The 23,601-nt window shown below is 41.4% G+C and carries 17 protein-coding genes and 2 tRNA genes; 10 read left to right on the top strand and 9 right to left on the bottom strand.

Annotation, left to right across the window (positions count from 1 at the left end; translation table 11 throughout):
• Positions 1-57 precede the first annotated feature (57 nt).
• Entirely contained in the window at positions 58-501 is a 444-nt protein-coding gene (locus J4N22_RS15125; RefSeq protein WP_207495949.1) for a hypothetical protein, read from the top strand.
• Between the two features lie 53 nt (positions 502-554).
• Here J4N22_RS15125 and J4N22_RS15120 read toward each other — a convergent pair whose 3' ends face one another.
• The 4 genes from J4N22_RS15120 to dnaA form a co-directional block, all read right to left on the bottom strand.
• On the bottom strand, positions 555-1,235 hold the full coding sequence (locus tag J4N22_RS15120) for a hemerythrin domain-containing protein (RefSeq protein WP_207495948.1): 681 nt from the start codon (positions 1,233-1,235) through the stop codon (positions 555-557).
• A 173-nt stretch (positions 1,236-1,408) separates the two neighbouring features.
• Positions 1,409-1,483, bottom strand: a tRNA-Pro gene (locus tag J4N22_RS15115).
• A 23-nt stretch (positions 1,484-1,506) separates the two neighbouring features.
• Positions 1,507-1,595: transfer RNA gene (locus J4N22_RS15110), tRNA-Ser, on the bottom strand.
• A gap of 254 nt (positions 1,596-1,849) precedes the next feature.
• Entirely contained in the window at positions 1,850-3,283 is a 1,434-nt protein-coding gene (gene dnaA, locus J4N22_RS15105) for a chromosomal replication initiator protein DnaA (protein WP_207495946.1), read from the bottom strand.
• A gap of 694 nt (positions 3,284-3,977) precedes the next feature.
• Between dnaA and J4N22_RS15100 the strand changes: the two genes are divergently transcribed.
• Together J4N22_RS15100 and J4N22_RS15095 are read left to right on the top strand one after the other, a co-directional pair.
• Entirely contained in the window at positions 3,978-4,346 is a 369-nt protein-coding gene (locus J4N22_RS15100) for a DUF3127 domain-containing protein (RefSeq protein ID WP_207495945.1), read from the top strand.
• Positions 4,347-4,554: 208 nt separating this feature from the next.
• Positions 4,555-6,153 (top strand): NAD(P)/FAD-dependent oxidoreductase, encoded by a 1,599-nt coding sequence (locus J4N22_RS15095; RefSeq protein WP_207495943.1) that lies wholly within the window; start codon positions 4,555-4,557, stop codon positions 6,151-6,153.
• Here the strand turns inward: J4N22_RS15095 and J4N22_RS15090 are convergent.
• Both J4N22_RS15090 and J4N22_RS15085 read right to left on the bottom strand, forming a co-directional pair.
• On the bottom strand, positions 6,128-6,637 hold the full coding sequence (locus J4N22_RS15090; protein ID WP_207495941.1) for a threonine/serine exporter family protein: 510 nt from the start codon (positions 6,635-6,637) through the stop codon (positions 6,128-6,130). The genes J4N22_RS15095 and J4N22_RS15090 overlap by 26 nt on opposite strands.
• Before the next feature lie 9 nt (positions 6,638-6,646).
• Positions 6,647-7,417 (bottom strand): threonine/serine exporter family protein, encoded by a 771-nt coding sequence (locus tag J4N22_RS15085; RefSeq protein WP_207495939.1) that lies wholly within the window; start codon positions 7,415-7,417, stop codon positions 6,647-6,649.
• A gap of 298 nt (positions 7,418-7,715) precedes the next feature.
• Here J4N22_RS15085 and pflB point away from each other — a divergent pair, with 298 nt between their 5' ends.
• The 3 genes from pflB (at position 7,716) to J4N22_RS15070 (ending at position 11,644) form a co-directional block, all read left to right on the top strand.
• Positions 7,716-9,956, top strand: a complete 2,241-nt coding sequence (gene pflB / locus J4N22_RS15080) for a formate C-acetyltransferase (RefSeq protein ID WP_207495937.1) — start codon at positions 7,716-7,718, stop codon at positions 9,954-9,956.
• A gap of 78 nt (positions 9,957-10,034) precedes the next feature.
• Complete coding sequence (pflA, locus tag J4N22_RS15075; RefSeq protein ID WP_207495936.1) at positions 10,035-10,817, top strand: pyruvate formate-lyase-activating protein; 783 nt, start codon at positions 10,035-10,037, stop codon at positions 10,815-10,817.
• 62 nt (positions 10,818-10,879) lie between these two features.
• On the top strand, positions 10,880-11,644 hold the full coding sequence (locus J4N22_RS15070) for a LuxR C-terminal-related transcriptional regulator (protein ID WP_207495934.1): 765 nt from the start codon (positions 10,880-10,882) through the stop codon (positions 11,642-11,644).
• Between the two features lie 50 nt (positions 11,645-11,694).
• Here the strand turns inward: J4N22_RS15070 and J4N22_RS15065 are convergent, their stop codons facing one another.
• Positions 11,695-12,798 (bottom strand): arabinan endo-1,5-alpha-L-arabinosidase, encoded by a 1,104-nt coding sequence (locus J4N22_RS15065; RefSeq protein ID WP_207495929.1) that lies wholly within the window; start codon positions 12,796-12,798, stop codon positions 11,695-11,697.
• Between the two features lie 436 nt (positions 12,799-13,234).
• Between J4N22_RS15065 and J4N22_RS15060 the strand changes: the two genes are divergently transcribed.
• Positions 13,235-14,269, top strand: coding sequence for a GntR family transcriptional regulator (locus J4N22_RS15060; RefSeq protein ID WP_207495928.1), 1,035 nt, complete (start codon positions 13,235-13,237; stop codon positions 14,267-14,269).
• 216 nt (positions 14,270-14,485) lie between these two features.
• On the opposite strand, the gene J4N22_RS15055 is transcribed toward J4N22_RS15060, so the two are convergent.
• Together J4N22_RS15055 and J4N22_RS15050 are read right to left on the bottom strand one after the other, a co-directional pair.
• Positions 14,486-15,406: an alpha/beta hydrolase gene (locus J4N22_RS15055; protein WP_207495927.1), complete on the bottom strand. Its 921-nt coding sequence runs from the start codon at positions 15,404-15,406 to the stop codon at positions 14,486-14,488.
• Positions 15,407-15,513: 107 nt separating this feature from the next.
• Positions 15,514-18,576 carry a T9SS type A sorting domain-containing protein gene (locus tag J4N22_RS15050; protein WP_207495926.1) on the bottom strand — a complete coding sequence of 1,021 codons (3,063 nt, stop codon included), beginning with the start codon at positions 18,574-18,576 and terminating at the stop codon, positions 15,514-15,516.
• Positions 18,577-18,782: 206 nt separating this feature from the next.
• Between J4N22_RS15050 and J4N22_RS15045 the strand changes: the two genes are divergently transcribed.
• The 3 genes from J4N22_RS15045 (at position 18,783) to rhaT (ending at position 23,533) form a co-directional block, all read left to right on the top strand.
• Entirely contained in the window at positions 18,783-21,902 is a 3,120-nt protein-coding gene (locus tag J4N22_RS15045; RefSeq protein ID WP_207495919.1) for a polysaccharide lyase family protein, read from the top strand.
• A 123-nt stretch (positions 21,903-22,025) separates the two neighbouring features.
• On the top strand, positions 22,026-22,340 hold the full coding sequence (gene rhaM, locus J4N22_RS15040; protein ID WP_207495911.1) for an L-rhamnose mutarotase: 315 nt from the start codon (positions 22,026-22,028) through the stop codon (positions 22,338-22,340).
• 98 nt (positions 22,341-22,438) lie between these two features.
• Complete coding sequence (gene rhaT / locus J4N22_RS15035) at positions 22,439-23,533, top strand: L-rhamnose/proton symporter RhaT (protein ID WP_207495909.1); 1,095 nt, start codon at positions 22,439-22,441, stop codon at positions 23,531-23,533.
• Positions 23,534-23,601: the final 68 nt, after the last annotated feature.

Here is a 23,601-nt window from a genome sequence, read left to right as displayed (position 1 = left end):
TAAGATAGAATTTAATTACCTTCCGCCGCCACACCTGTAACTATAAAATATTTTAATATGGATATGCTAAAACTGATGTTTGCTTGCTTCACAATTGCCTTTGCAGGGGCTTGCACTACTGCCCGCCAGGGTGTAGAAGGTAAGGTGGTAGAAGTATCTGGCAACATGATGCCGGGTCCCGGAGTAACACTTCCTAAAGGCACACCACTACAGACCTCTGTACTTATAACCATTGCGCTTGCTGAAAACGAAGTGAAAAGAAATCAACAGGGATTATATGAAAAGCCGCAAGAGAAACTTGTAGTAAAACAAGTGCGTACAGATGCTAATGGAAACTTCAAGGCTACGCTTTCGCCGGGAGTTTATTCTGTTTTTATAGAAACACCCGATGGCTGGTTTGCTAATGAAACAGATGGCAATAGCGTATTGAACAAGATCACTGTGGAGAATAAACAGATCATCCAGAAGAATATCACCGTCAACTATAGAGCAGCTTATTAGGAGCCTCTATTGCTAAAATGAAAACAGCCGCTGAAAAATCAGCGGCTGTTTTTTTATGCTACCAATACTTCTTCATCAATAGCATCCAATATTATTTCTAGCCGATCAACAGGAAGTTCATTGGCTGCCAGTTCTAGCATTGCACTGTATACTTCTACAGGTGCAGCAAATTTCAAAGCTTTCAACCAACCCACAGCATCTTCATTGCTGATGCCGCGCAGCATCCATTTTGCCGATACCATCATTTCAGCCGGCGGTATTTTGCTTACGATCTGCCGGCTGATGTCCATGATCTGTTCGTCAGTGTAATTTTGCCATAGCACCTGGTTTTGATCACTCTCTTCTTTTGCCATGTGCTGAAGGTTGAAGATCATAAAATCAACAAATGATTTGCTGATAGCCGAGCCACAGTTGATACGCTCTGCTGCAGTATGTAAAGAGCGATACATAGCTATCAAAGCTTTCAGCTGGTTGCCCAGCATTTCGTCTTCTTCGTGTTCAGCTTCAAATGCTGCTGCAAGTTGCGGATCGAATGCCGCCACTGCAGGTTGAATATAATTGTCCTCATGGTGCGCATGTTGTTCAAAATGATGAACTACATATTCCAGCCTTTCGAGAATATCGGCAGTTGCCGTAGCATCTGCAAAATCTGTTTGCTGCACTAGCAGTGCTGTATCATACAATAGGGCGCGCAGCGCTTTGTGCACCAACTTGAATGTGTTGTATCGTTGCATATAGTTTTAGTTTTCGTAAAACTGTTGAGAATGAACTGACGCCACAATCAAATATTTACCAAAAGCTATATACATGAGTAAGTGGTAAGGAAAGATGTGATGAGCCATCACATGCAGTAGTCTGAAACTGCAGGAAATAAAAAAACCTCTTCATTTCTGAAGAGGCTTTTAAGTCGGGGCGGCAAGATTCGAACTTGCGACCTCCTGCTCCCAAAGCAGGCGCGATAACCGGGCTACGCTACGCCCCGAACTGGTTACCGGTAAAGTGAAGCGGTGAGGGAGGGATTCGAACCCTCGGTACAGTTTAACCCGTACGACGGTTTAGCAAACCGTTCCTTTCGGCCACTCAGGCACCTCACCAACCCTGGTCCCTTTTTCAAGGGGTGGCAAAAATAAGAGGAAATGCTATTACTAACCAAATCGTTCTTAGTTTTTTCTAAAAAAATTTGAGATAGTTTTTTCAACCATACATAAAGTGGATTTCTTTACAATAACAATGCATGATAGCCGAATGAATAATTCAAGAATACCATCACCATGAGACAGAACTTCCTAAAACAAAAGATCCCGGCATATAGCCAGGATCAATATTTTATTTTTTCAGTAGGTTATGCTTACATAGCAGCGAGCTGAACTTTTTGCTGCAGCTCCATTACATTCTCTCTAAACAAACTATCAGTATCCATCAGGTCTTTTACGGTCTGGCAACTATGAATAACCGTAGTATGATCACGACCACCAAAATGCTCTCCTATTGTCTTTAAAGAATTTTTTGTGAACGCCTTAGCCAGGTACATCGTTATCTGCCTTGCTTGTACTATCTCACGCTTCCTTGTTTTTTGCAACAGCTTATCGTAAGGCACATCAAAGTATTCGCAAACCATTTTCTGGATGGTCTCAATAGTTATCTCTTTACTGCTTGTCTTCACAAAGTTTCTCAACACCTTCTTTGCAAGCTCAAGATCAATATCACGCTTGTTGAGCGAAGACTGTGCAAGCAAAGAGATCAACGCACCCTCCAGTTCGCGGATGTTGCTATTGATGTTATATGACACATACTTCACTACTTCACGAGGCATATCCAAACCATCATTGCGCATCTTACGATCGAGAATCTCTATTCTTGTTTCGTAATCCGGCATCTGCAGGTCAGCACTCAATCCCCAGCGGAAACGGCTTAGCAATCTTTCCTGCAAACCATCAAGGTCTTTAGGTGGCTTATCAGATGATAACACCAACTGCTTTCCACTTTGATGCAAGTGATTGAAGATGGCGAAAAATGCGTCCTGGCTTTTTTCAGCACGATTGAAGAACTGAACGTCATCAATTATTAAAACATCTATCAGTTGATAGAAATGTATAAAGTCGTTGATAGCATTGTTACGGCTGTGATCCTGGAACTGGTTGATGAACTTCTCCGAACTCACATACAGTACAACCTTGTTAGGATGCAGGCGCTTTACCTCGTTACCTATAGCTTGTGCAAGATGCGTTTTACCAAGGCCTACTCCACCATAAACTACCAGTGGATTAAAAGAGTTGGCACCTGGCTTCTCAGCTACAGTTTTACCTGCCCTGCGTGCTACCCTGTTACAATCACCTTCTATATACGATTCAAATGTATAAATAGGATTCAGCTGCGGATCTATCTGCATCTTCTTCAGACCAGGTATCACAAAAGGATTCTTCACCGGGTTGTTTATCACCAGCGGAAAGTCCATTTCGTTGTTGCTATAGGTCTTCAGGTTATTAGCAGGAACATCCATAGTAAGTGGCTTATTGCTGTTGTTGCCACTATCCACCATTATGCGGTACTCAAGCCTGGCTTCTTTGCCTAATTCACGTTTAAGGGTCTTTGCTAATAAGTTTACATAATGCTCTTCAAGGTATTCGTAAAAAAACTGGCTAGGCACCTGTATCAGTAAAACATTCCCTTTCAGTTCTACAGGCCTTATCGGTTCAAACCAAGTTTTGTAATGCTGCCATTCTACTATGTCCTTTATAATTTTCAAGCAATTACTCCAAACAATATCAGCAGTTTTGGCCATGTTAATCACTACAGTTTTTTTATATAAGTTATGAATGTTAGAACTGGATTATCTGCCCTTTTAGTTCTTCACATCTGTGAACAAAAAAATTTGGCGGGACGGCGAATATCAAACTTTATCCTCTAAAAAAAAATTTTTTAAATGCTTGGTTTTTACCTCGCACTTACAGTATAATGATGCGCAGGATTAAAAAAATTTAAGCCCTACAACCATTCGCTGAAACCCACGCCAGTACTGCATTTCAGCCAAATTAGCGCACAAGATTCCAGTTGAAAAACGGCTCATCGAACATTAAATTTTTTTGCTAAAATTTAATCCCTTACGAGTGCAACTTTTCGTGCAAAAAGCTGTACCCTTTACCAGTGCTGCAATACACATTACTACTTCTCCTAAACCCTCTTTTCCACATCCTTCACTTCTTCTCACGTTTGTTCTATTGCCGCCACCCGGACCATTCAATCAGCAGTTATTGTACCGCATGTTGGCATCTAAAAAAACTACTATCTACCCCCGCTGAAAACCAAACAACAACACATTCAATACAGCAACTTGGGCTTTCTTCCAGCATCCTCATCACAACATTCTATTCCCCCATTTGGTCATAATATTCCATAAAGAAGTGTGGCCTTTACTGTAACGCCTTTTTAAGTTTTACTGATACCCGAAAACAATACTTTTGCCGCAAATAATTATAATGTCGTACGAAATAACAGGGAAGCTGGTTGCCAGGTTTGATACCGTTCAGCGAAGCGAAAATTTTAAAACAAGAGAATTTGTAATTGAGAAAACAGACAGTGGCAATGGAAAAACATTCACCAGTTTCATAAAGTTCCAGTGTGTGCAAGATAAAACGACGATGCCCGATAGGTTCAATATAGGCGATGAAGTGAAAATCCAGTTCAACATCAAAGGAAGCAAATGGGAGAAAGATGGCAGAACCAACTACATCACCAACCTGGATGCATGGCGCATGGAAAGCATTAAACTTGGACAGGACAATGGACATGAAGTGAACTATAACGATATTCCACCTGCTGATGTAGTGGACGATCTTCCATTTTAATTCTTCTTAAAAAAAGTATAGCAACAGGTAAGGCTCTTACCTGTTGTTTTAATTTTATAATAAGCTGTACATCGCTTGTTGAACATTGTTGCGACGCTCCGTTCATCTTGTATATCACTGGTTGAGGCGTAGGTTGCAATTTCTAGGAAGCGCTGGTACATTTCTTACAGCTTTATAGCATGTTCTTTTAGGATAAAAACCTAACATTATGCAACAACAACTTTCTCTTAAACTGCTACCACACGAAGCAGCCGACGATGCCACTATTACACATTATATTGCCAGTTCTACCGGCAAAAAAACATCTGACGTAACAGGCTTCCATTTACTGAAGCGCAGCATAGATGCACGTGGCAGGCAGGTATGGATAAACCTTACCGTACAAGCTTTCATCAATGAACCTTTTATCAATCGCGCATATCACCAGGTAGCGTTCCCTGATGTTAGTAAAGCTGCTAATAAAGCCATAGTAATAGGTGCCGGACCTGCAGGAATATTTGCAGCTTTACGATTGATAGAACTTGGTATACAACCCATCGTTTTAGAACGAGGAAAAGATGTTCGTTCTCGCCGCCGCGACCTGGCTGCATTGAATAAAGAAGGTGAAGTAAACCCTGAGAGCAACTACTGCTTTGGCGAAGGCGGTGCCGGTACATACAGCGATGGCAAGTTGTATACCCGCAGCAACAAGCGCGGCGATATCAACCGCATCCTCAACTTATTTGTGCAGTTCGGTGCTGATGAAAAGATCTTAATAGAAGCACATCCTCATATTGGCACTAACAAACTACCGCAGATCATAACAGCCATGCGACAGCAGGTAATAGATAGCGGCGGCCAGTTCTTGTTCGAGAAGAAGGTGGTAGATCTTGTATTAGATAACACAACTATTAAAGGAGTGGTAACTGCTGACGGTGATAGCATACATGCTGATGCAGTTATACTAGCTACCGGTCATTCAGCCCGCGATATTTTTGAACTGTTAGATAACAAGCAGGTACTAATAGAAGCCAAGCCTTTTGCTTTGGGTGTACGCATAGAACATCCGCAGGCTATCATTGATAGTATACAATACCACTGCAGCAGCCGCGGCGAATATTTACCACCTGCATCGTATAGCCTGGTGCAACAGGTAGAAGGCCGCGGTGTCTTTAGTTTTTGCATGTGCCCCGGCGGCATCATTGCACCTGCAGCTACCAATCCGAGAGAGTTGGTGGTAAATGGCTGGAGCCCCAGCAAACGCAACAACCCCTATGCTAACAGTGGTATGGTGGTAAGCATAGAGCACAAAGACCTGGAACAATCAAAAGATTTCAAAGCTTATCTGAAAGAAAAAGAAGCCTCCACTACCTCGCCACTTGCCATGATGTATTTCCAGGAAATGGTAGAGCGTGCATGCTTTACTACAGGCGGTGGAAAATTTGTTGCGCCTGCACAACGCCTCGTTGATTTTTGTACAAATAAAGTATCTGCCTCTCTGCCAGATTGCAGTTATCTACCCGGTGTACATTCAGCCGATCTTAAAGAACCTCTACCCTCTTTAGTACATAAAAGCTTGCAGGAAGGTTTTAAAGCCTTTGGCAAAAAAATGCGTGGCTATTATACAAACGAAGCATTGGTGGTAGCCACAGAAAGCCGCACATCTTCACCTGTACGCATTCCACGTGACAATGCTACTTTACAACACCCACAGGTAAAAAATCTATACCCATGCGGCGAAGGCGCCGGTTATGCTGGTGGAATAGTTAGCGCAGCCATGGATGGTGAGCGTGTTGCTATGGCTATTCACCAGTTACTGCAGAAGTAAATGGCTTCTTACGTAGTCTTACATGCTTTACAGAATCTTTGCGTGTAAGCAACATTGGCAATGCCACACCGGCAGCAAGGCTCAGCAATACAAACATCACCTTTAAACCATTGCTTACAGTAGTTGATAATATAGCTGCATAAGAAGCTGCTTCCATATCTCCAGACAATTGTATTATACCTACCATCATCCTGAAAGCAAGCACACCAGGCACCAAAGGGATAACCGATGGTATAGAAAAAACAAGTGGAGGTGCATGCTGTAAATGCGCAATAGGTATACAAACAAATCCTATAAAAAGTGATGCAGAGAACGTAGCAACTACCAGGTTGTAGCCGTGCTGTATCATCATCATTTTTATAAGACCTGCAAAGGCTGCTATAAAAAATATAGTAGGCAAAGTGCGTTTAGGAACATTGAATAGGATAGCAAAACCAGTAGCGGCTATTCCAAAACTTAAGAACATCTGTATGTAATAAAACACATCCATAGGTTAATGATATAAGAACATAGCGGTTAGCAAACCCAGTGCTATAGTAAATGATATAATCAACCCGTGGAACCCGCGAATGATGGCATTTTGCAGGTTGCCATCTATCACATCAGAAAATGAATTGATAAGCGGAACGCCCGGCACCAGGAATAGGATTGCAGTTACAAAAGCATATTCCTTATTGGCTACTATGCCTGTTTTTAAAAAAATGCCTGTGACCAACGATGCAGCCAAGGCAGCAAAATAAAAGCATAGGTAAGGGTTGAAGTTCATAGCCATTGCTTTGCGGCGCGTAAGCAATCCAATACAAGTAGCCAGGAATACAATGACCATATCTGTTACTCCACCACCGGCTATACTACAGAAGGCCGCACCAGCACTACCTACTACCAATACCGTTATCCATGCAGGGTAATGTGATTTATTTTGTATCCTTTGTAACTCTTCCTGTATATGCTCTATGGTCCAATCTTCTTCCACCACCTGCCAGCTCATTTTGCTGATAGCAGATACCACTTTAAAATTCACTCCATGAGGTGTAGTGCGTTTCACACTACTGAAGATCTTATCCTGGTCGCCGTTGGTTAGTGTAAGGGTAATTGCCCTGAAGGTGATCATGACATCGCAGTTGATGTAATATGCATTGGCAATTCGTGAAATGGTAATGCGGACCCTTTCTGTGTTGGCACCAGCACTCATTAATAGTGCTCCTACCTCTAACAACAACGGTCCTAGCTTGTGAACTATACCTCTCTCCTTTTCTTTTTTCATCAACATGCTGTTACTAGTGCCGCAAATTTCAGCATGAAGTAGTTACTGGTAGCTAATAAGCGTCAACCGAAAACATGATCGTCTTCAGTTTCTTATTCATGATTGCTCATCTAACAGTTTTCAAAAATCCACTGCAGTTACACTCATCCATTTGAACTTTTTGAAGCAGGTGCAGTTCCTATTCAAAATCATAAAACCAGTTGACACTTGTCAGCTTTCTCGCATGTGAGCAGGTGTAGGTTTGCATTACCCCCAACGATTGCTTGCCAGCTTAATTTTCTACTTTAAAAAAATCATCATGTTCACAACTGAAGAAAATGTACTTATTGAATTCAATGAAGGCAGATGGACCACAACTATTGATGTAAAAGATTTCGTAAAGAGAAACGTTACGCCTTACTACGGCGACGCCAGCTTTTTAGAAGGACCTACAGACAGAACCAAGGCGCTATGGCAAATATGCCTGGATGCCATGAAAGAAGAGCGTGAAAGAAATGGTTGCAGAGCCATTGATACAGAAAAGATATCTACTATCACCAGCCACGCAGCGGGGTATATACATAAAGAACTGGAAGTGATAGTAGGGCTTCAGACAGATGAACTGCTAAAGCGTGCCATGAAGCCTTATGGAGGCATACGCGTAGTGGAAGGTGCGGTAGAAGAAAAAGGATTGAAAGTAGCAGAGAGTGTACGTGAAGTTTTCAAATATGCTAAAGATCATAACAGCGCTGTATTCTCTGCTTACGATAGCGAGATATTGAAATGCCGCAGCAAAGGTATCCTCACAGGTTTACCTGATAATTATGCCCGCGGCCGCATCATTGGTGACTATCGCAGGTTAGCCTTGTATGGCATCAATAAATTGATTGCTGCTAAACAAGCAGACAAAGCAGCTATTGATGGCGAAATGACGGAACACAAAATAAAACTGCGTGAAGAAGTTAATGATCAAATAAAAGCGCTGAATGACATCAAAGAACTAGGCAACATTTATGGCCTTGACCTGAGCCGCCCGGCTGAAAATGCACAAGAAGCTGTACAATGGGTGTACATGGCATATTTAGCTGCTGTAAAAGAGCAGGATGGTGCTGCTATGTCACTAGGAAATGTTTCCGGCTTCCTTGATATCTATATTCAAAAAGATTTGGAAGAAGGAGTAATAATAGAAGCAGAAGCACAGGAACTGATAGACCAATTTGTAATGAAGCTGCGCATGATACGCCACTTGCGTCCTGCAGCTTACGATGAAATATTTGGTGGTGACCCTACATGGGTGACTGAAGCTATAGGTGGACAATTTAAAGATGGAAGAACAAAGGTTACCAAGACATCTTTCCGCTTCTTGCAAACCCTGTACAACCTCGGTCCTTCACCTGAACCCAATCTTACAGTACTATGGAGTGTAGACCTGCCTGAAGGTTTTAAAGAGTTCTGTGCTAAAGTATCCATCGATACATCATCCATTCAATATGAAAATGATGATGTGATGCGCCCTGTTCGTGGTTCTGATGATTATGGTATTGCATGTTGCGTATCATACCAGGAACTAGGAAAACGTATCCAGTTCTTTGGTGCACGAACCAACCTTCCTAAAACATTGTTACTGGCGCTAAACGCAGGTAAAGAAGAAGAAGGAGGTGTTCAACTTATAAAAGGCATTGCTCCATTAGAGACTGACAACCTGCAGTACGATGAAGTAATGAACAGGTTCAAGCTTGCCATGAAAGAGATCGCCAGGATCTATGTAAAAAGCATGAACATCATTCACTACATGCACGACAAGTATTATTATGAAAAAGCACAGTTAGCATTTATAGATACAGATCCAGGTATTGATATAGCTTATGGCGCTGCAGGTATCTCTATCATTGCTGACTCTCTATCAGCGATCAAATATGCTAAAGTAAAAGCAGTACGTAATGAACAAGGCCTTACTGTAGATTTTGAAACTGAAGGAGATTATCCTAAGTATGGCAACGATGATGATCGTGTAGACAGCATAGCACAGGAAGTAGCTAAGTTCTTCTTTGATGAACTGAACAGCCACAAGTGCTATAAAAATGCAGTGCCTACCTTGTCTCTTCTTACCATTACATCTAATGTTATGTATGGTAAAAAAACAGGCGCAACACCTGACGGCAGAAAAGCCGGTGAGGCATTTGCTCCGGGTGCAAATCCAATGCACGGAAGAGATGTAAATGGTGCTATCGCCTCTTTAAATTCTGTTGCTAAGATTGATTATTGTTATGCACAGGATGGTGTATCTAATACCTTCTCTATGGTGCCAAAATCATTGGGAAGTACAAGGGAAGAACAGGTAGAGAATCTTGTATCGCTACTGGATGGATACTTTAGCAAACGTGCACAACACCTGAATGTAAACGTGCTGAACAGGGAAACGCTGGAGGATGCATTCAATAACCCTGAGAAGTACCCACAGCTTACCATTAGGGTTTCTGGATACGCAGTCAACTTCACACGTTTATCTAAAGCACATCAACTGGAAGTAATAGCAAGAACCTTCCACGAAAGAATGTAAAACTTGTAGAAGAAGGAGCTGCGAGGCTCCTTCTTCATTATAAACAATCTCTCATCACTCACTACACACACCTATACCATGACCACCACATTAGTAGAAAGAATAAAAGTCGATCCCATTATAAAAGATACAGACACACTTAGAATACACTCCATTGAATCATTCGGCACGCACGATGGACCCGGCATAAGGCTGGTGGTCTTCACGCAGGGTTGCCAGTTCAGGTGCCTGTTCTGCGCCAACCCAGATACTTTCGATCTGAAAGGTGGACGCATAGCCAACATTGAAGAGATAGTAAAACTGGCTGTAGATGAGAAACCATATTTCGGCAAACGTGGCGGCGTAACAGTTTCAGGCGGTGAGCCATCTATACAGGCAAAACATGTAAAAGCACTTTTTGAAAGGCTGCACCAGGAAGGAATTACTACAGCATTGGATTCTAATGGAACCATTTTTAATAACGATGTAAAAGAGATGCTTGATGAGACAGACCTTCTTTTGCTTGACGTAAAGCATATAGATGATGCATGGCATCACATCATTACTTTACACAGCAATAGAACCACGCTGCGTGTAGCCCAACATCGCGAAGCCAGCGGCAAACCAATGTGGCTTAGGTATGTGCTTGTACCAGGCTACAGCGACCAGGAAGAACACCTGCACCAGTTGGGAAGATATTTCAAGGATTACAAGACCATCCAGAAAATTGAAATTCAGCCTTACCATACATTAGGCGTTCATAAATGGCAGGCACTAGGGATGAAATATGGTTTAGAAGGTGTAAATCCACCTACACAAGCACAAATAGAAAAAACCGCTTCTATATTCCAACAATATTTTAAAGAGGTAAAAGTGAATTAGTACTACCTGTAAGGGTAATTGATTTGTTTGTTATTTTTAATGTTACAACCAAATCAATTGTAATGGATCTTGCCATATTTAATGAAGCTGATAAAATATGGAAACGGCTGGATTATAAAGGAAAAGAAGAAGAGTTGAACTTCCAGCTAGAAGTTCAAAAAAAGCTTTTACAATTTTTTCATGTAGGAGAATATTATTACTACATATTTAGTGTTTCTAAAGGATGCTTTGAATATATAAGTCCTGAAATGGAAAATGTACTTGGATATGATCCAGCCACCATGACCATTCACCAATTTCTTTCACTCATACATCCCGACGACCAGGCTCATTTTCTGAATTTTGAAAATGAAACAACGGAATTTCTGCAATCACAACCAGAAGATATGGTGCCTCATTACAAAGTGCGCCACGACTACAGGGTAAAGAAAAAGAACGGCGAGTATATCCGCATTTTACAGCAGATAGTAACCATACAGTACAACAGGAAAGAGGGTATTGCGCGGACCTTTGGAGTGCATACAGATATTTCTCATTTAAAACAAGAAGGCACACCGGTTCTTTCTTTTATAGGGCTTAATGGAGCTCCTTCGTATATAGATGTAAAACCAAAGGAAATTTATGCAACGCAGAAACTGCAACTAAGTAAAAGGGAAAGGCAAATACTGCTAATGCTGGTAGAAGGAATGAATACAGCACAGATCAGCAATATCTTATTTATAAGCGAACTTACTGTAAAGACACACCGCAAAAACCTGTTACGAAAAACAAGCTCGCCTAATACCGCTACACTCGTTACAAATGCAATAAAAAAAGGATGGGTTTAATGTTTAATTTACTTGCAATAAAAAGAGCAACTAATTAAACCATTAAAATATTATTGAGCAACATTAGAAGATGCTGCATTTGTAATTGAAGCTTGTTTTTTATTGACGAATGGCCATCCATTACTCCAGGCTAATTCATCAATTTTTAATTTCGATTTTCCTTCATCCTTAGCATCATATCCATGATAAACCAGGTAATCCTTACCATCGAAAGTATATACAGAATTATGACCTACTCCATACCAATCAGCATCACCTTCCAATACTATTGTACCTCCTCTTCTATCCATCCTGTTTCCATCCTTATCTAAATAAGGGCCTTCCACATCTTTAGACCGGCCAACAATCATTTTATAAGTACTCTTAATTCCTTTACAGCAATAATCGATGGATGCAAATAGATAGTAATAGCCTCCCTTCTTAAAGATGAAAGGAGCTTCAATGGCATTGCCACCTGCATCAACCGGGTTATCATCTACAGCCGATGGATTTGCTGTTGCAGGGCTACTTTTCCTGCTGGCAATCGTGATCATTTTACTTGTATCCACGGCCACCGATTTACGATCTGCTGTTAGTGGTACTAGCTGAAGTCCACCCCAAAAAGAACCGAAGGACATATAAGGTCTTCCTTTTTTACCTGTGATAATATTTGGATCAATCGCATTCCAGTTGCTTACTCCAGGATAAGATTGAATAACTTTTCCATGATCTATCCATTTATAATCGGCAGAGGTAGTGTCCAACGTTCTATTCACTACCAAACCAATGCATGAAGTGTTTTTACCAAAAGCCGAAACTGAATAATACAGGTAGTACAACCCATTGTGATAGCTGATGTCTGGCGCCCAGATATGGCCCCGAAAAGTTGGTACTGCTTCCACCGTCCATTGTGGTGGCTGGCTAAATACAGGCTTCTCCTTGCGCCAGTTCTGCATGTCTTTAGAAGACCAAACTGAAATTCCAAAGCCGGTGGCAAAAAGGTAATAAGTGTCTCCTTCTTTGGCCATCACCGGGTCATGCACCGGAACATCTTTTGTGGGCACTATGGCACCAAGCTTTGATGGCTGCGCTACCAAATTAGCAGATACAAAAAAGGAACTGATCAAAAATGTAACAAGAACAACTTTGGAAACAATCGAATTGTTGTACAACATATTTAGAAGGATATAGAGTAAAATGTTATCGACAAAAGTCGAACATTGGAAATCAGTAAAAAGATGATGTCTGTTCGGCTAACTAGCTTTTACATTAATGAATGCTCAATGTACGTTATTCATAAATTGTATTGATATACAGCAATTACAATTTTTGCTAATTGCATATAAAGTTAATGATGACCAGCTTGGTAACTGCTGGGGCTGCAATATGTACAGGAAAAATGGCACACAAGCATTACCGAAACAACCTCCATCATTGCCTGTTGTATAACTTTTAAAATCTGCGGTTCAAACAGGTTTCGGCCAAAACAGCCTCAAAACCCTCAAAACATGCCATTTTTTGCCTGCACGACCCTGATATCTAATTTTTTTTTAAGCACTATACCTTCTTTGTGCCTGCATCACTTACATTAGAGGCACTAAAGATTGCACTATGATGGTTGCCTCGCCTGTTTTCAAGCACATCTACTTCGACGATTTTTCTGCTACACCGAAGTATCAACAGCTTGCCAATTGCATTTTAAAGGCAATTGAAAAAGGAAAACTTCAAACAGAAGATGTACTGCCTTCTATCAACGAAGTCAGTTTTCACTTCGAGATTTCACGTGACACCGTAGAGAAAGGCTACAAGCTTTTGAAACGCAGTGGGGTGCTAGGGTCGGTGCCCGGCAAAGGTTACTACATCATGAATGCAGAGGTAGATAAGAAGCTAAAGATCTTCCTGCTTTTCAACAAACTGAGTGCCCACAAAAAGATCATTTACGATGCATTGGTTGGAACATTAGGTGATTATGCAGCAGTAGATTTTTATATCTACAACAATGATATGACGCTCTTTAAAAAAATGCTGACCAACTGCAACGAAGACTATGACTACTATGTTATCATGCCGCACTTTTGGGAAGTACCTGAGATGGCTAATAAGCTATTGAATACACTGCCAAAAGAAAAGCTGATACTGCTCGATAAAATTATTCCAGGCATTACCGGAACTTATGGAGCCATTTACGAAGACTTTGAAACTGATATTTACCATGCGCTGGAAGAAGCTCTTCCGCAGTTAAAAAAATACCACACGCTTCATCTTGTATTTCCTACATGTACTTATTATCCAAAAGAAATACAAAATGGATTTTTCAAATTTTGTCAAAACTATGCCTTCAACCAGAGCATCATTGATAATATTAAAAAACATCCCTTGCAAAAAGGAGAGGTTTATATAACGCTGCTGGAGGATGACCTGGTAACGCTTGTAGAAACCATTGTTGATAATGGCTTTGAAATAGGTTCGGATATAGGCGTGATCTCTTATAACGAGGTACCGCTAAAGAAGATCATCATGAAAGGTATTACCACCATTTCAACTGATTTTAATATGATGGGTGAAAAGGCTGCAGAAATGATTTTAAACAAATCAAAAGAACATATTAAAGTAAATTTCTACCTCACTTTGAGAAACTCTTTATAAAAAGAAAATGCCGCTTACAAACCATCACGGTACAGGATGGTTGGACTAAGCAAATACTACACTTTTACAACAACAGCATACGTGCTGTCTTAAAAGTTTTATGGCAAGCAATCTTAGGGCCGCTGTTTCTACAGGGGTCTTTTTTTTATGCAATACACCTGCACAAAAAAACCTGGTACAATTACCAGGTTTTATAAAAAGCACAGCGGTATAAAATTATTTGTTTATTTCTTTCAGCCAGTCAGTACACCTGTCCGTCCACGTTTCTAAATAACCCCTGCCTAAAGCCAAACCAAAGCCATGTCCACCTTTTGGATAAATATGCATTTCTGCTGGCACAGCATTGTCTTTTAAAGCCTGGAAAAACAACAGGCTGTTTTCTACAGGAACAGTTTTATCATCGGTAGCATGAATAAGAAAAGTAGGAGGCGTTTGCTTTGTCACCTGCAATTCATTTGAATATTCTTTTGCCAGTTCTGCTGTGGGATTACTGCCAATTAAATTGGTTTTTGATCCTGCATGCATGATGCTTTTGCTCATGGAAATAACAGGATAAACCAACACCATAAAATCAGGACGCGAAGTATAACGCTCAACAGAATCTGCAGCACTTGCATTACCTGCATCAAAATGAGTTCCTAATGTAGAAGCTAAGTGTCCTCCTGCAGAAAAGCCCATGATACCAATTTTATCAACCTTCACATTCCATCGTGCAGCATTGGCACGTACCATTCGTAGAGCTCTTTTTGCATCAGATAATGGCGACAAATGAGGCACAACATTACTTTTAGAATTGGGCAACCTGTATTTTAAAACAACGGCAGCAAAGCCTTTTGAATTAAGCCATTTTGCTACATCCAGTCCCTCCCAATCGTACGATAAGTTACTATAGCCTCCACCTGGGCATACCACCACAGCCATACCATTTGCATTGCGCTTTGCAGGAAGAAAAACAGCAATGTCTGGCTCCTGTACATTCCTTATATGAATGGTAGAACCTGTATCTCTCTTCTCCACTTCATTGACTTGTTGGTAATTGGGCACGTTTCCTGCCGGCCATAATGGAATGATCATTTGCTGGGCATTTGTAGAAAACTGCAATAGCAGGCAAACAATAAAAAAACGGATCTTATTCATAGATAACTTTTTCAGAAAAATAAAAATACACCAGTAGCATGTAGTACTATAAAAAAGGTTGACTGAATTGATCAGTCAACCTTTGATAACAGGGGTATTATTGTAAACTACTGTATAACAACAGAAGTTTTTTGAGCATTTGTTCCATCGGAAATAACAAGTTGGTAAATACCTTTTGCTACTCTTGATGAAAGATTGATCAGCTGGTTGTCGTTGCTTCCATTATGATCCACCAGTTGATCCATTACCAGTTGTCCATTGTTGTTAAACAATCTTACAGATACTTTTCCTGCTTTCAGGTTTTTGAAGCCAACAGTAAAGTAACCATTTGAAATTGGATTTGGAGAAACACTTAGTGAGTTAACCATTAAGCTAAAGTCAACAAGAACTACTTTACTTACAATAGAGCTATTGTCCCTGTTGTACGATCTTAACCTGTACAGGTTCTTTCCGTTAGCCGGCATTGCATCATTGAATGAATAAGCAGCACTACCGGTAGCACTTACAGATCCTATTGGAGAGAAGTTAAATCCATCAACGGATCTTTCTACTACATATTTATCCAGGTTCACTTCATTCATTACTTTCCATGTTACTACTACTTTACCATTTGATTTTGCAGCAGAAACATTGGTGATACTTACAGGTAATGTACCGTTCAAGAAAACCTCAACCCTGAATGGGCTAAACTCAGAGAATACTCCTTGTGCAAAATTAATGGTGTTATCACCACCGCCTCTTGGAGCCTCCCATGTGGTGCCATTGAAACGAGCTACACCAAGCTGCTCATTTTGAATTCCGGCAAATCCACTACCCTTAAGGCTTGCAGGGAAACCAAGACGCAATACTGCATCACCAGCACCAGCCAAGCGGTTAACGATGTAGTTCGCATCTACCACGTTCGCCTTTTCAGAAGTAGTAAGCGGTGTACCATTAGGCATACCATTGTTTGTAGCACCTTGTTTTACACTTACTGCAAAAGTATTAATAGAAGAAGGCGTGATTGTTACAGGAAGGTAGCTGCCATTGTTACCTACAGGAATTGTCCTGGTTGTATTTATTGTATCAACTACAACATAAGCGGCATTACCATTGGTTTCATTCACCATAGTATTGATGTGTGCAGAAGCACCCAGTGTACCAGTAACAGCATTTGAGGTACTCAATCTCAGAGTATCGGTAGCACTTACTGTAAGAATGTTAGAATTAAGAGCAAGTGTACCACGAACCTGGGTAACTGCTTTGTTCAAAGTAACATTCGCATTCAAAGTAAGATTACCTACTGAAACTGGTGACGCCACCGCTGTAGGGAAAGGCGTTGTAGTAGGTGAATTGAAAGTATAGTTAGCTGTAGATCCCAAAGTGAAAGTTCCGAAAGATTGTAATGCACCTTCAAGTCCGGCAGTATTAGATACAACCACTGTACCTGCATCATGCGCTATTGCAAGAGACAAAACAGGAGAACTGCTACTGTCTGCAGTTATAGTAGCTGGCCTTGAGATGGTAAAGTTTCCTGATCCGGAATAACCGGTGATAAAAGTACCCGGCTGGATAGCAGTAGGATGACTTGTGCTGGTGATCTTACTACCAATGATATTTGAATTGGTATTGTTCATGTTCCTCAAGTGGATCGTGGTGCTACCTGCAGTGATTGCTGCTCCACCTATATCATTGTTACTTCCGGCAGGAGAATTGAAAACCCTGCTATAAGTAGAGTAGTTGTTGAAGTTAGTTGCTGCACCACTACCAATGATCCTGTAGTTGTTCATATTTAAAGTTCCCAATACGTTCAAACCGGTAGTTACTTCCTGGTTCCTTTCCAACACCACATTTGCAGAGTCAAGAATGAACAGGTTAGCAATCTTTGTTGTGGTATTGGTACCGGCAATCCTTTGCTGTACCCCATTACCAGCAAAATACATGTTTGGTATAGTGATGGTACTTGCACTGTTGTTTACGTAATCACCATAGATTGGAATTCTTGTAGCAGCACTTGCACCTGTAGGAGATCCCAGGTTTAGGAACGTTAGTGTATCTACACGCACAGGGTTCATGTAAAACGTAGTCGTTGTAGTTCCAGGGAAACCACCGTTATTCCAAACAATGTTTGCATACGATGCACCATTAGAATAGAAATAGGGTAAATAACCATTGCCATAGGTCTGCAGGTAAGTACTTCCTGTTTGGAAAGTAATTGCTTGTGCAAAAGTTAATGAAGTTGTTCCCGTGATAGATGTTGCTGTACCAAGTGGTGAATTCTGCTGTGCTGCATGAGAATAAGTACTACCTCTTTCGAATACAACACGTCCTCCATCATTGATAAAATTTAAAGTACCACCTGCACTTGACCCGGTTACAAAAGTATTTCCAAAATGGAAGCCTCTTGAGCCACCTGTACTACCTGTTGCACCAGCTGTAGCAGTGCTTCCTGCTTTAAAAGCTAATGCCATTGGACTTACTGCAGAAACCCTGGCATTTAAGCCACGGCTTTGAAAAGATATTCTTCCTGAAACTGATCCTGTAGCGCCGGCAGAAAGAACAAGTGCAAAAGAAGTTAATGTGGTAGTGCTTGATGCGCCCATATTCAGCACCGAAGTACCATCAATGGTTAATCCAGGATTTCCCTTGATGTACAATGTAGGCACCCTGAAGATATTGAAGCTTGAATTGACACTACCTTCATTAGATACATACATAGTGTCCGCTCCACTAAAGCCCAACACTTGTGAAGGTGCACCACCGGCACCAGAAGTAATGTAATCGCCAAGCCTGAAGTTAGCTGCAAGGTTTGGAGCAATAACAGGTATTACAGCACCGCCGTATACCGCACCATAGTCTACACTTTCAGCTGCATCTACCGTGTTTCCGTTTGTGGTAGTTACAGTAACGGTTACACCGTTGATCAATCTTAACTCTGCTGCAGAGTCTTTAGGAACACTTCCTACCCAAAGGGTTTTTACGGCAAGGGAGTTTCCATCAAATACAAGGATATCTGTTCCTGAGGAAGCAGTACGCGGGTTACCAGAACCATCAGCAGCAGTGTTCCATCCGGAAGACCATGCTGTGGGTGCTCCTGCACTTCCGGGAGCACCTACCCAGTAGTAGGTGGTTTGAGCTTGTGTAATAAATGCTGTGGCAGAAAGTGCCAGTAAGAGTAGCAATTTTTTCATATGACGTTTTTGATGATGAAAGTCAAACAATTTCCAGAAGTTATAAATCCAAAGCATCCTGTACTATCCTGAATTATTCAATATTCTTTTTTACCTGCAGACCAACACAGGATAGAACAGGATGAAGGATGAAGGTTTTAAATGCAACTTTCAACCTGATCTATTATCACCTATTTCAAAAATTGATCAAAAACGAACTGCTTGCTATGAGGAAAAACTTCTCCCTGATTATTCTTACGTGCATTAGCCTATTACTTTCTTTTCATGAAACCAATGCACAGGTTACCAACTGGATCGGTGGCGTTAGCAGCGACTACTTCAACAAACATAACTGGAGCGATACCAACCTGAATTTTACCAGCCTCAACTCTTGGCGACTACGGATAGGTGCAGGCAATCCCAATACCTGTACATTGAACGGTGGTAACTCGAGCAACGTAAGCTACCGACCTGACCGCATCAATACATTGGGAGGCGGAACTTTTATTTGCAACGGCGCAGTTTATCCTTACAACAACGACTCCCTCAATGGAACTGTTATTCTTAATGCTCCCGCAGATTTCAACATCCGCAACATTGCTTACATAGGAAACAGGGAGGCCGCCAATGTAACCATCAATGGTGGCTCGCTTACAACACGCCATGGAATGGTACTGGCAGCAAATGGCGGAAGCGCAGTAGTAACGGTGGCTGGAGGTTCGTTGACTGCCGGTTCTGGCGGTTCCAACATGGATCTTTCAATAGCCAATGGTGCAGGTCTTTCAGCACAACTGAATATCACCGGAGGATCAGTGAAAGTTTCACGCAACCTCGTAATAGGCACAGGCGGCAGCATCTTTATCTCCGGCATTGGCCAGTTGGTAATAGCAGGAGATAAAGTGGCGCAGCTGAATGCATTGGTAGCAGATGGCAGGCTTACATGTACACCTGGTAAAGTATTATCCATCACATATAATGGCACCAATACAACAGCACTCATATCTCAAAATCCAAACAGTATGATCAGGGAGTTTCCTGATTCTGTCGTACTCAGCAATGGCATCATTACAGCCAACATAGCAAAGCGTTCAGGTAATATAAACTCACTTAGATACAATGGTATAGAGCAGTTAAATCAATTAGGTTCATCAAGAAAAGGTGCCTACCACGATTTTCAAACCTCGTACGGTTTTGAAACAATGAACAACTGTGTGTACACCATCAAAACAGAAACAGATACAATTGTAGACATTTCATTAAAACGTTTATATAACCCTACCACTGGGCAGGTAACACCTGCAGATGCAGACATGCATTATGTGCTTATAAAAGGTGACACTGCGCTTTATACTTATTCTATTTTAGAACACAAAGCGGATTATCCTGCATTCGATCTTGGCTCGTGGAGGCTGGTAGAATGGATAGCACAAGATGGCACTAACTACCTGTGCGAAAAGATCTATGTTGATTCGCTTCGCAAATGGCAAATGCCTTCTGTTTATGATTTCAACAATGCATCAGCTACTTCTATTGCAGAAATAGTAAAACTGAACACAGGTGTGCGTGCAGGTAAATTTGATGGCAAATACCAATACAGTGCACCCTTTTGGGATGTACCGGTTTGGGGTCATGCCAGTGATGTAAATCACATTGGAACATGGGTTGTGCTCAACACCCCGGAATATGTAAATGGCGGGCCTTTGCACCAGGATCTTGTTGCTGCAGCGGGCATCAATCATGTATTGCTAAATGGATTGCATTATGGTGATAAAGCGTTCGTGATACCTCAAGGCGAAAGCTGGAAGAAGGTTTATGGACCTTACCTACTTTACACTACTTCTAAACCAACTGCAGATGAGAATTGGGCCGCTGCTAAGGTTCGTGGTGAAGCAGAGAAAGCTAAATGGCCTTACAAATGGCTGACCAATACACCTGAATATCCACTGGCACATGAAAGAGGAAGTGTATCTGGTAAGTTTATCGTATCGGATGTAGCTAAGCCTACTGTAACAGGAGCCAATGCCTGGGTAGGTTTAACCATCATCAGCAATGCAGACAACCAGTGGCAGCACGAAGGCAAGAACTATCACTATTGGGTTAAGACTGATGCAGCCGGAAATTTTACCATTCCTAATATTCGCCCGGGCACGTATAGCTTCTTTGCCTATACCGATGGAGAAGTAGGTGATTATCGATTGAATAATATTTCTGTAACTGCAGGGCAGAACAACAATATTGGAAATGTGACATGGACAATACCAAGAAACTTCGGTAACCTGTTGTGGGAGATTGGTATTCCTAATAAAAAAGCGAACGAGTTCAGGCTTGGTAAGTTTGACTATTGCGAAGGATTCGTTGAGCGTAAGTTCAGGGATACATTTCCTGCAATCATAGAATACGATGTGGCGCAAAATGATTGGGCAACCAAGATTCCTTATGCGCATACTAAATATCCTGATGTAAATGGAGCCCCTGGTGACACATGGAAATGGCGTATCAACTTCACACTTCCACAAGGCATCCCTACAACAGGAAATGCACGCCTTACCATTGCCTATGCAAGTACAGATCATGCGCAGCAGTGGATCTATGTAAACAGTGAGTCAAGCACCTTCACTACCTACTTCCCTGAGAATGGCGATGGCAATGCCTTTATCCGCCAGGCTAATTATGGCAAGTATAGTCACAAAGAAATCTCCATCCCTATGAGCAGGCTTCGTAGTGGTAGCAACACCATTACTTTGGTGATGCCATCTAACTCGCTATGGGTTAGCCATCATATGTACGACTACATAAGCCTGGAAGCTCCGGTTAGCGGTGCACTTCCTGTATCATTGCTTTCATTTACTGCACGTGCTATTAACACCAAAGAAGTAGCAACTAACTGGACCACTACTTCAGAAATTAATACAAGAAATTTTGTAGTAGAAAGAAGTATAGATGGAAATAGTTTTTCGCCTATCGGCACTATACAGGCAAGAGGTACAGCAGTTACTAATACTACTTATTCTTTTACCGATAAGAACCCGTTGATACGTACAGGCTACTACCGGTTAAAGATGGTGGACGTAGATGGAAGCTTTACCTATTCAGCAATAAGGCAGGTAAAGCTGGCAAATGAAAAGATAACGTTGTATCCTAATCCCGTGGTGAAAGACCTTGTAGTGAAAGCTACTGAGCCTATCATTTCTGTAAGAGTAATAGATACTGACGGAAGAACACAATTGATAAAGGCTGCAGCCGGAAACCAGGTTGCACTTGATCTTTCTACTTTGGTAAGAGGAGTATACATGGTAGAGGTCACTACAGCAAATAATGTTGTTACAGAAAAAGTTTGGAAGCAATAGGTAATGTTTAAGGTTTAGTTTAAGTAAAGCATCTCGTTTGATGCTTTACTTTTTTCTTTTCAAAAACTAATTGCTAGCCATCCAGCTATATAATAATATAACCAATAACGAAAGCTATAGACAATGAAACGAGTTGCTTTTAAGATGAAGCTCTTTCCAGGCAAAGAAGCAGAATACAAGAAAAGGCATGATGAGATATGGCCTGAACTACAGGCGCTGCTCAAGCAAACGGGCATCAGCGAATATTCTATTTTTCTCGACGCTACAACCAATGATTTGATCGGGATTTTAAAAATAGATGACCCTGCTGCACTGGATCAATTGCCACAACACCCGGTGATGCAAAAATGGTGGAAGTATATGGCTGACATCATGGAAACTAATGAAGATAGCTCGCCTGTAAGTATACCATTACAAGAAGTTTTTTACATGCCTTAAAAATGAAGCATCTTGTGTAACTAGCTTAATCGTAAGTTGCTTTACTTACACGATGCTTACTTATATTCACTAACTCATTCACATTTCAAGAAGAAAAAATGCAAGTTATTCTCGGAGTTCTATTTCATTTTATTGGCGGCTTTGCCTCTGGAAGTTTTTACATCCCTTTTAAAAAAGTAAAAGGTTGGGCATGGGAAAGTTATTGGTTGGTAGGTGGACTTTTCTCATGGCTTGTCATCCCACCACTTGCAGCCTATCTTACTATTCCTAATTTTTCTGAAATAATAGCACGTACGGATACTAGCACGCTTACTGCTACCTATGTATTTGGTCTGCTTTGGGGTATAGGCGGCTTGACCTACGGACTTGGTGTAAGGTATCTTGGCGTGGCGTTGGGTAGTTCTGTTATACTTGGCCTATGCTCTGTTTTTGGATCTATCATTCCATCTATTTATTACGACTTCTTCCCTGAAGAAGGAAAAGATACTATGACGCTACTGCTTAACACAAGCTGGGGACAACTGGTGCTGATAGGTCTTGCTGTTTGTGTTATCGGCATTATCATATGCGGCAAGGCCGGCATCATGAAAGAGCGCGATCTTACTGCCAAAGCCGCTTCTATTGAAAAGACCAATGTTACTGGCAACAATGAATTTAAGATTGGGCTGGGCTTGTTTGTTGCCATTGTATCAGGTGTACTTAGCGCCTGCTTTAGCTTTGGCTTGGAAGCCGGTTCTCCTATGGCTATGGTGGCCAACGATGCATGGAAACACATGAACCCAGGACCTGTAGAATTCCTTTACAGGAACAACGTGGTTTATGTTGTACTGCTATGGGGTGGATTGACCACTAACCTTATCTGGTGTCTTATTTTGAATGCACGCAACAAAACGTTCAAAGACTATACTAACAAACAAACACCTATCCTAAGAAACGTATTGTTTTGTGCTCTTGCTGGCACTACATGGTTCCTACAGTTCTTCTTTTACGGTATGGGAGAAAGTAAACTTGGTAATGGTGCAAGCTCATGGATATTGCACATGGCGTTCATCATTCTTATTGCCAATGCGTGGGGTTTGATATTGAACGAGTGGAAAGGAGTTACCAGCAAAACACGCACTACAATCGTGGTAGGAATATTTACCATCATTGCATCTGTACTTATAGTTGGATATGGTAACTCACTGAAGTAGCCAGCACTACTTGTAGCGAAACAAAAGGAGCTTCTAGCATATGCCGAAGCTCCTTTTTTCTTCCGTTC

Source organism: Aridibaculum aurantiacum, from assembly GCF_017355875.1.
Lineage (GTDB): Bacteria > Bacteroidota > Bacteroidia > Chitinophagales > Chitinophagaceae > Segetibacter > Segetibacter aurantiacus.
Note: the sequence above shows the minus strand (reverse complement) of the source record. Positions and strands in the feature narration are given on the sequence as shown.

Bases quoted from the DNA above. Each gene is read 5' to 3' on its own strand.
- J4N22_RS15125 (WP_207495949.1), top strand. From the start codon at position 58: ATGGATATGCTAAAACTGATGTTTGCTTGCTTCACAATTGCCTTTGCA.
- J4N22_RS15120 (WP_207495948.1), bottom strand. From the start codon at position 1,235: ATGCAACGATACAACACATTCAAGTTGGTGCACAAAGCGCTGCGCGCC.
- dnaA (WP_207495946.1), bottom strand. From the start codon at position 3,283: ATGGCCAAAACTGCTGATATTGTTTGGAGTAATTGCTTGAAAATTATA.
- J4N22_RS15100 (WP_207495945.1), top strand. From the start codon at position 3,978: ATGTCGTACGAAATAACAGGGAAGCTGGTTGCCAGGTTTGATACCGTT.
- J4N22_RS15095 (WP_207495943.1), top strand. From the start codon at position 4,555: ATGCAACAACAACTTTCTCTTAAACTGCTACCACACGAAGCAGCCGAC.
- J4N22_RS15085 (WP_207495939.1), bottom strand. From the start codon at position 7,417: ATGAAAAAAGAAAAGGAGAGAGGTATAGTTCACAAGCTAGGACCGTTG.
- pflB (WP_207495937.1), top strand. From the start codon at position 7,716: ATGTTCACAACTGAAGAAAATGTACTTATTGAATTCAATGAAGGCAGA.
- pflA (WP_207495936.1), top strand. From the start codon at position 10,035: ATGACCACCACATTAGTAGAAAGAATAAAAGTCGATCCCATTATAAAA.
- J4N22_RS15070 (WP_207495934.1), top strand. From the start codon at position 10,880: ATGGATCTTGCCATATTTAATGAAGCTGATAAAATATGGAAACGGCTG.
- J4N22_RS15065 (WP_207495929.1), bottom strand. From the start codon at position 12,798: ATGTTGTACAACAATTCGATTGTTTCCAAAGTTGTTCTTGTTACATTT.
- J4N22_RS15060 (WP_207495928.1), top strand. From the start codon at position 13,235: ATGATGGTTGCCTCGCCTGTTTTCAAGCACATCTACTTCGACGATTTT.
- J4N22_RS15055 (WP_207495927.1), bottom strand. From the start codon at position 15,406: ATGAATAAGATCCGTTTTTTTATTGTTTGCCTGCTATTGCAGTTTTCT.
- J4N22_RS15050 (WP_207495926.1), bottom strand. From the start codon at position 18,576: ATGAAAAAATTGCTACTCTTACTGGCACTTTCTGCCACAGCATTTATT.
- J4N22_RS15045 (WP_207495919.1), top strand. From the start codon at position 18,783: ATGAGGAAAAACTTCTCCCTGATTATTCTTACGTGCATTAGCCTATTA.
- rhaM (WP_207495911.1), top strand. From the start codon at position 22,026: ATGAAACGAGTTGCTTTTAAGATGAAGCTCTTTCCAGGCAAAGAAGCA.
- rhaT (WP_207495909.1), top strand. From the start codon at position 22,439: ATGCAAGTTATTCTCGGAGTTCTATTTCATTTTATTGGCGGCTTTGCC.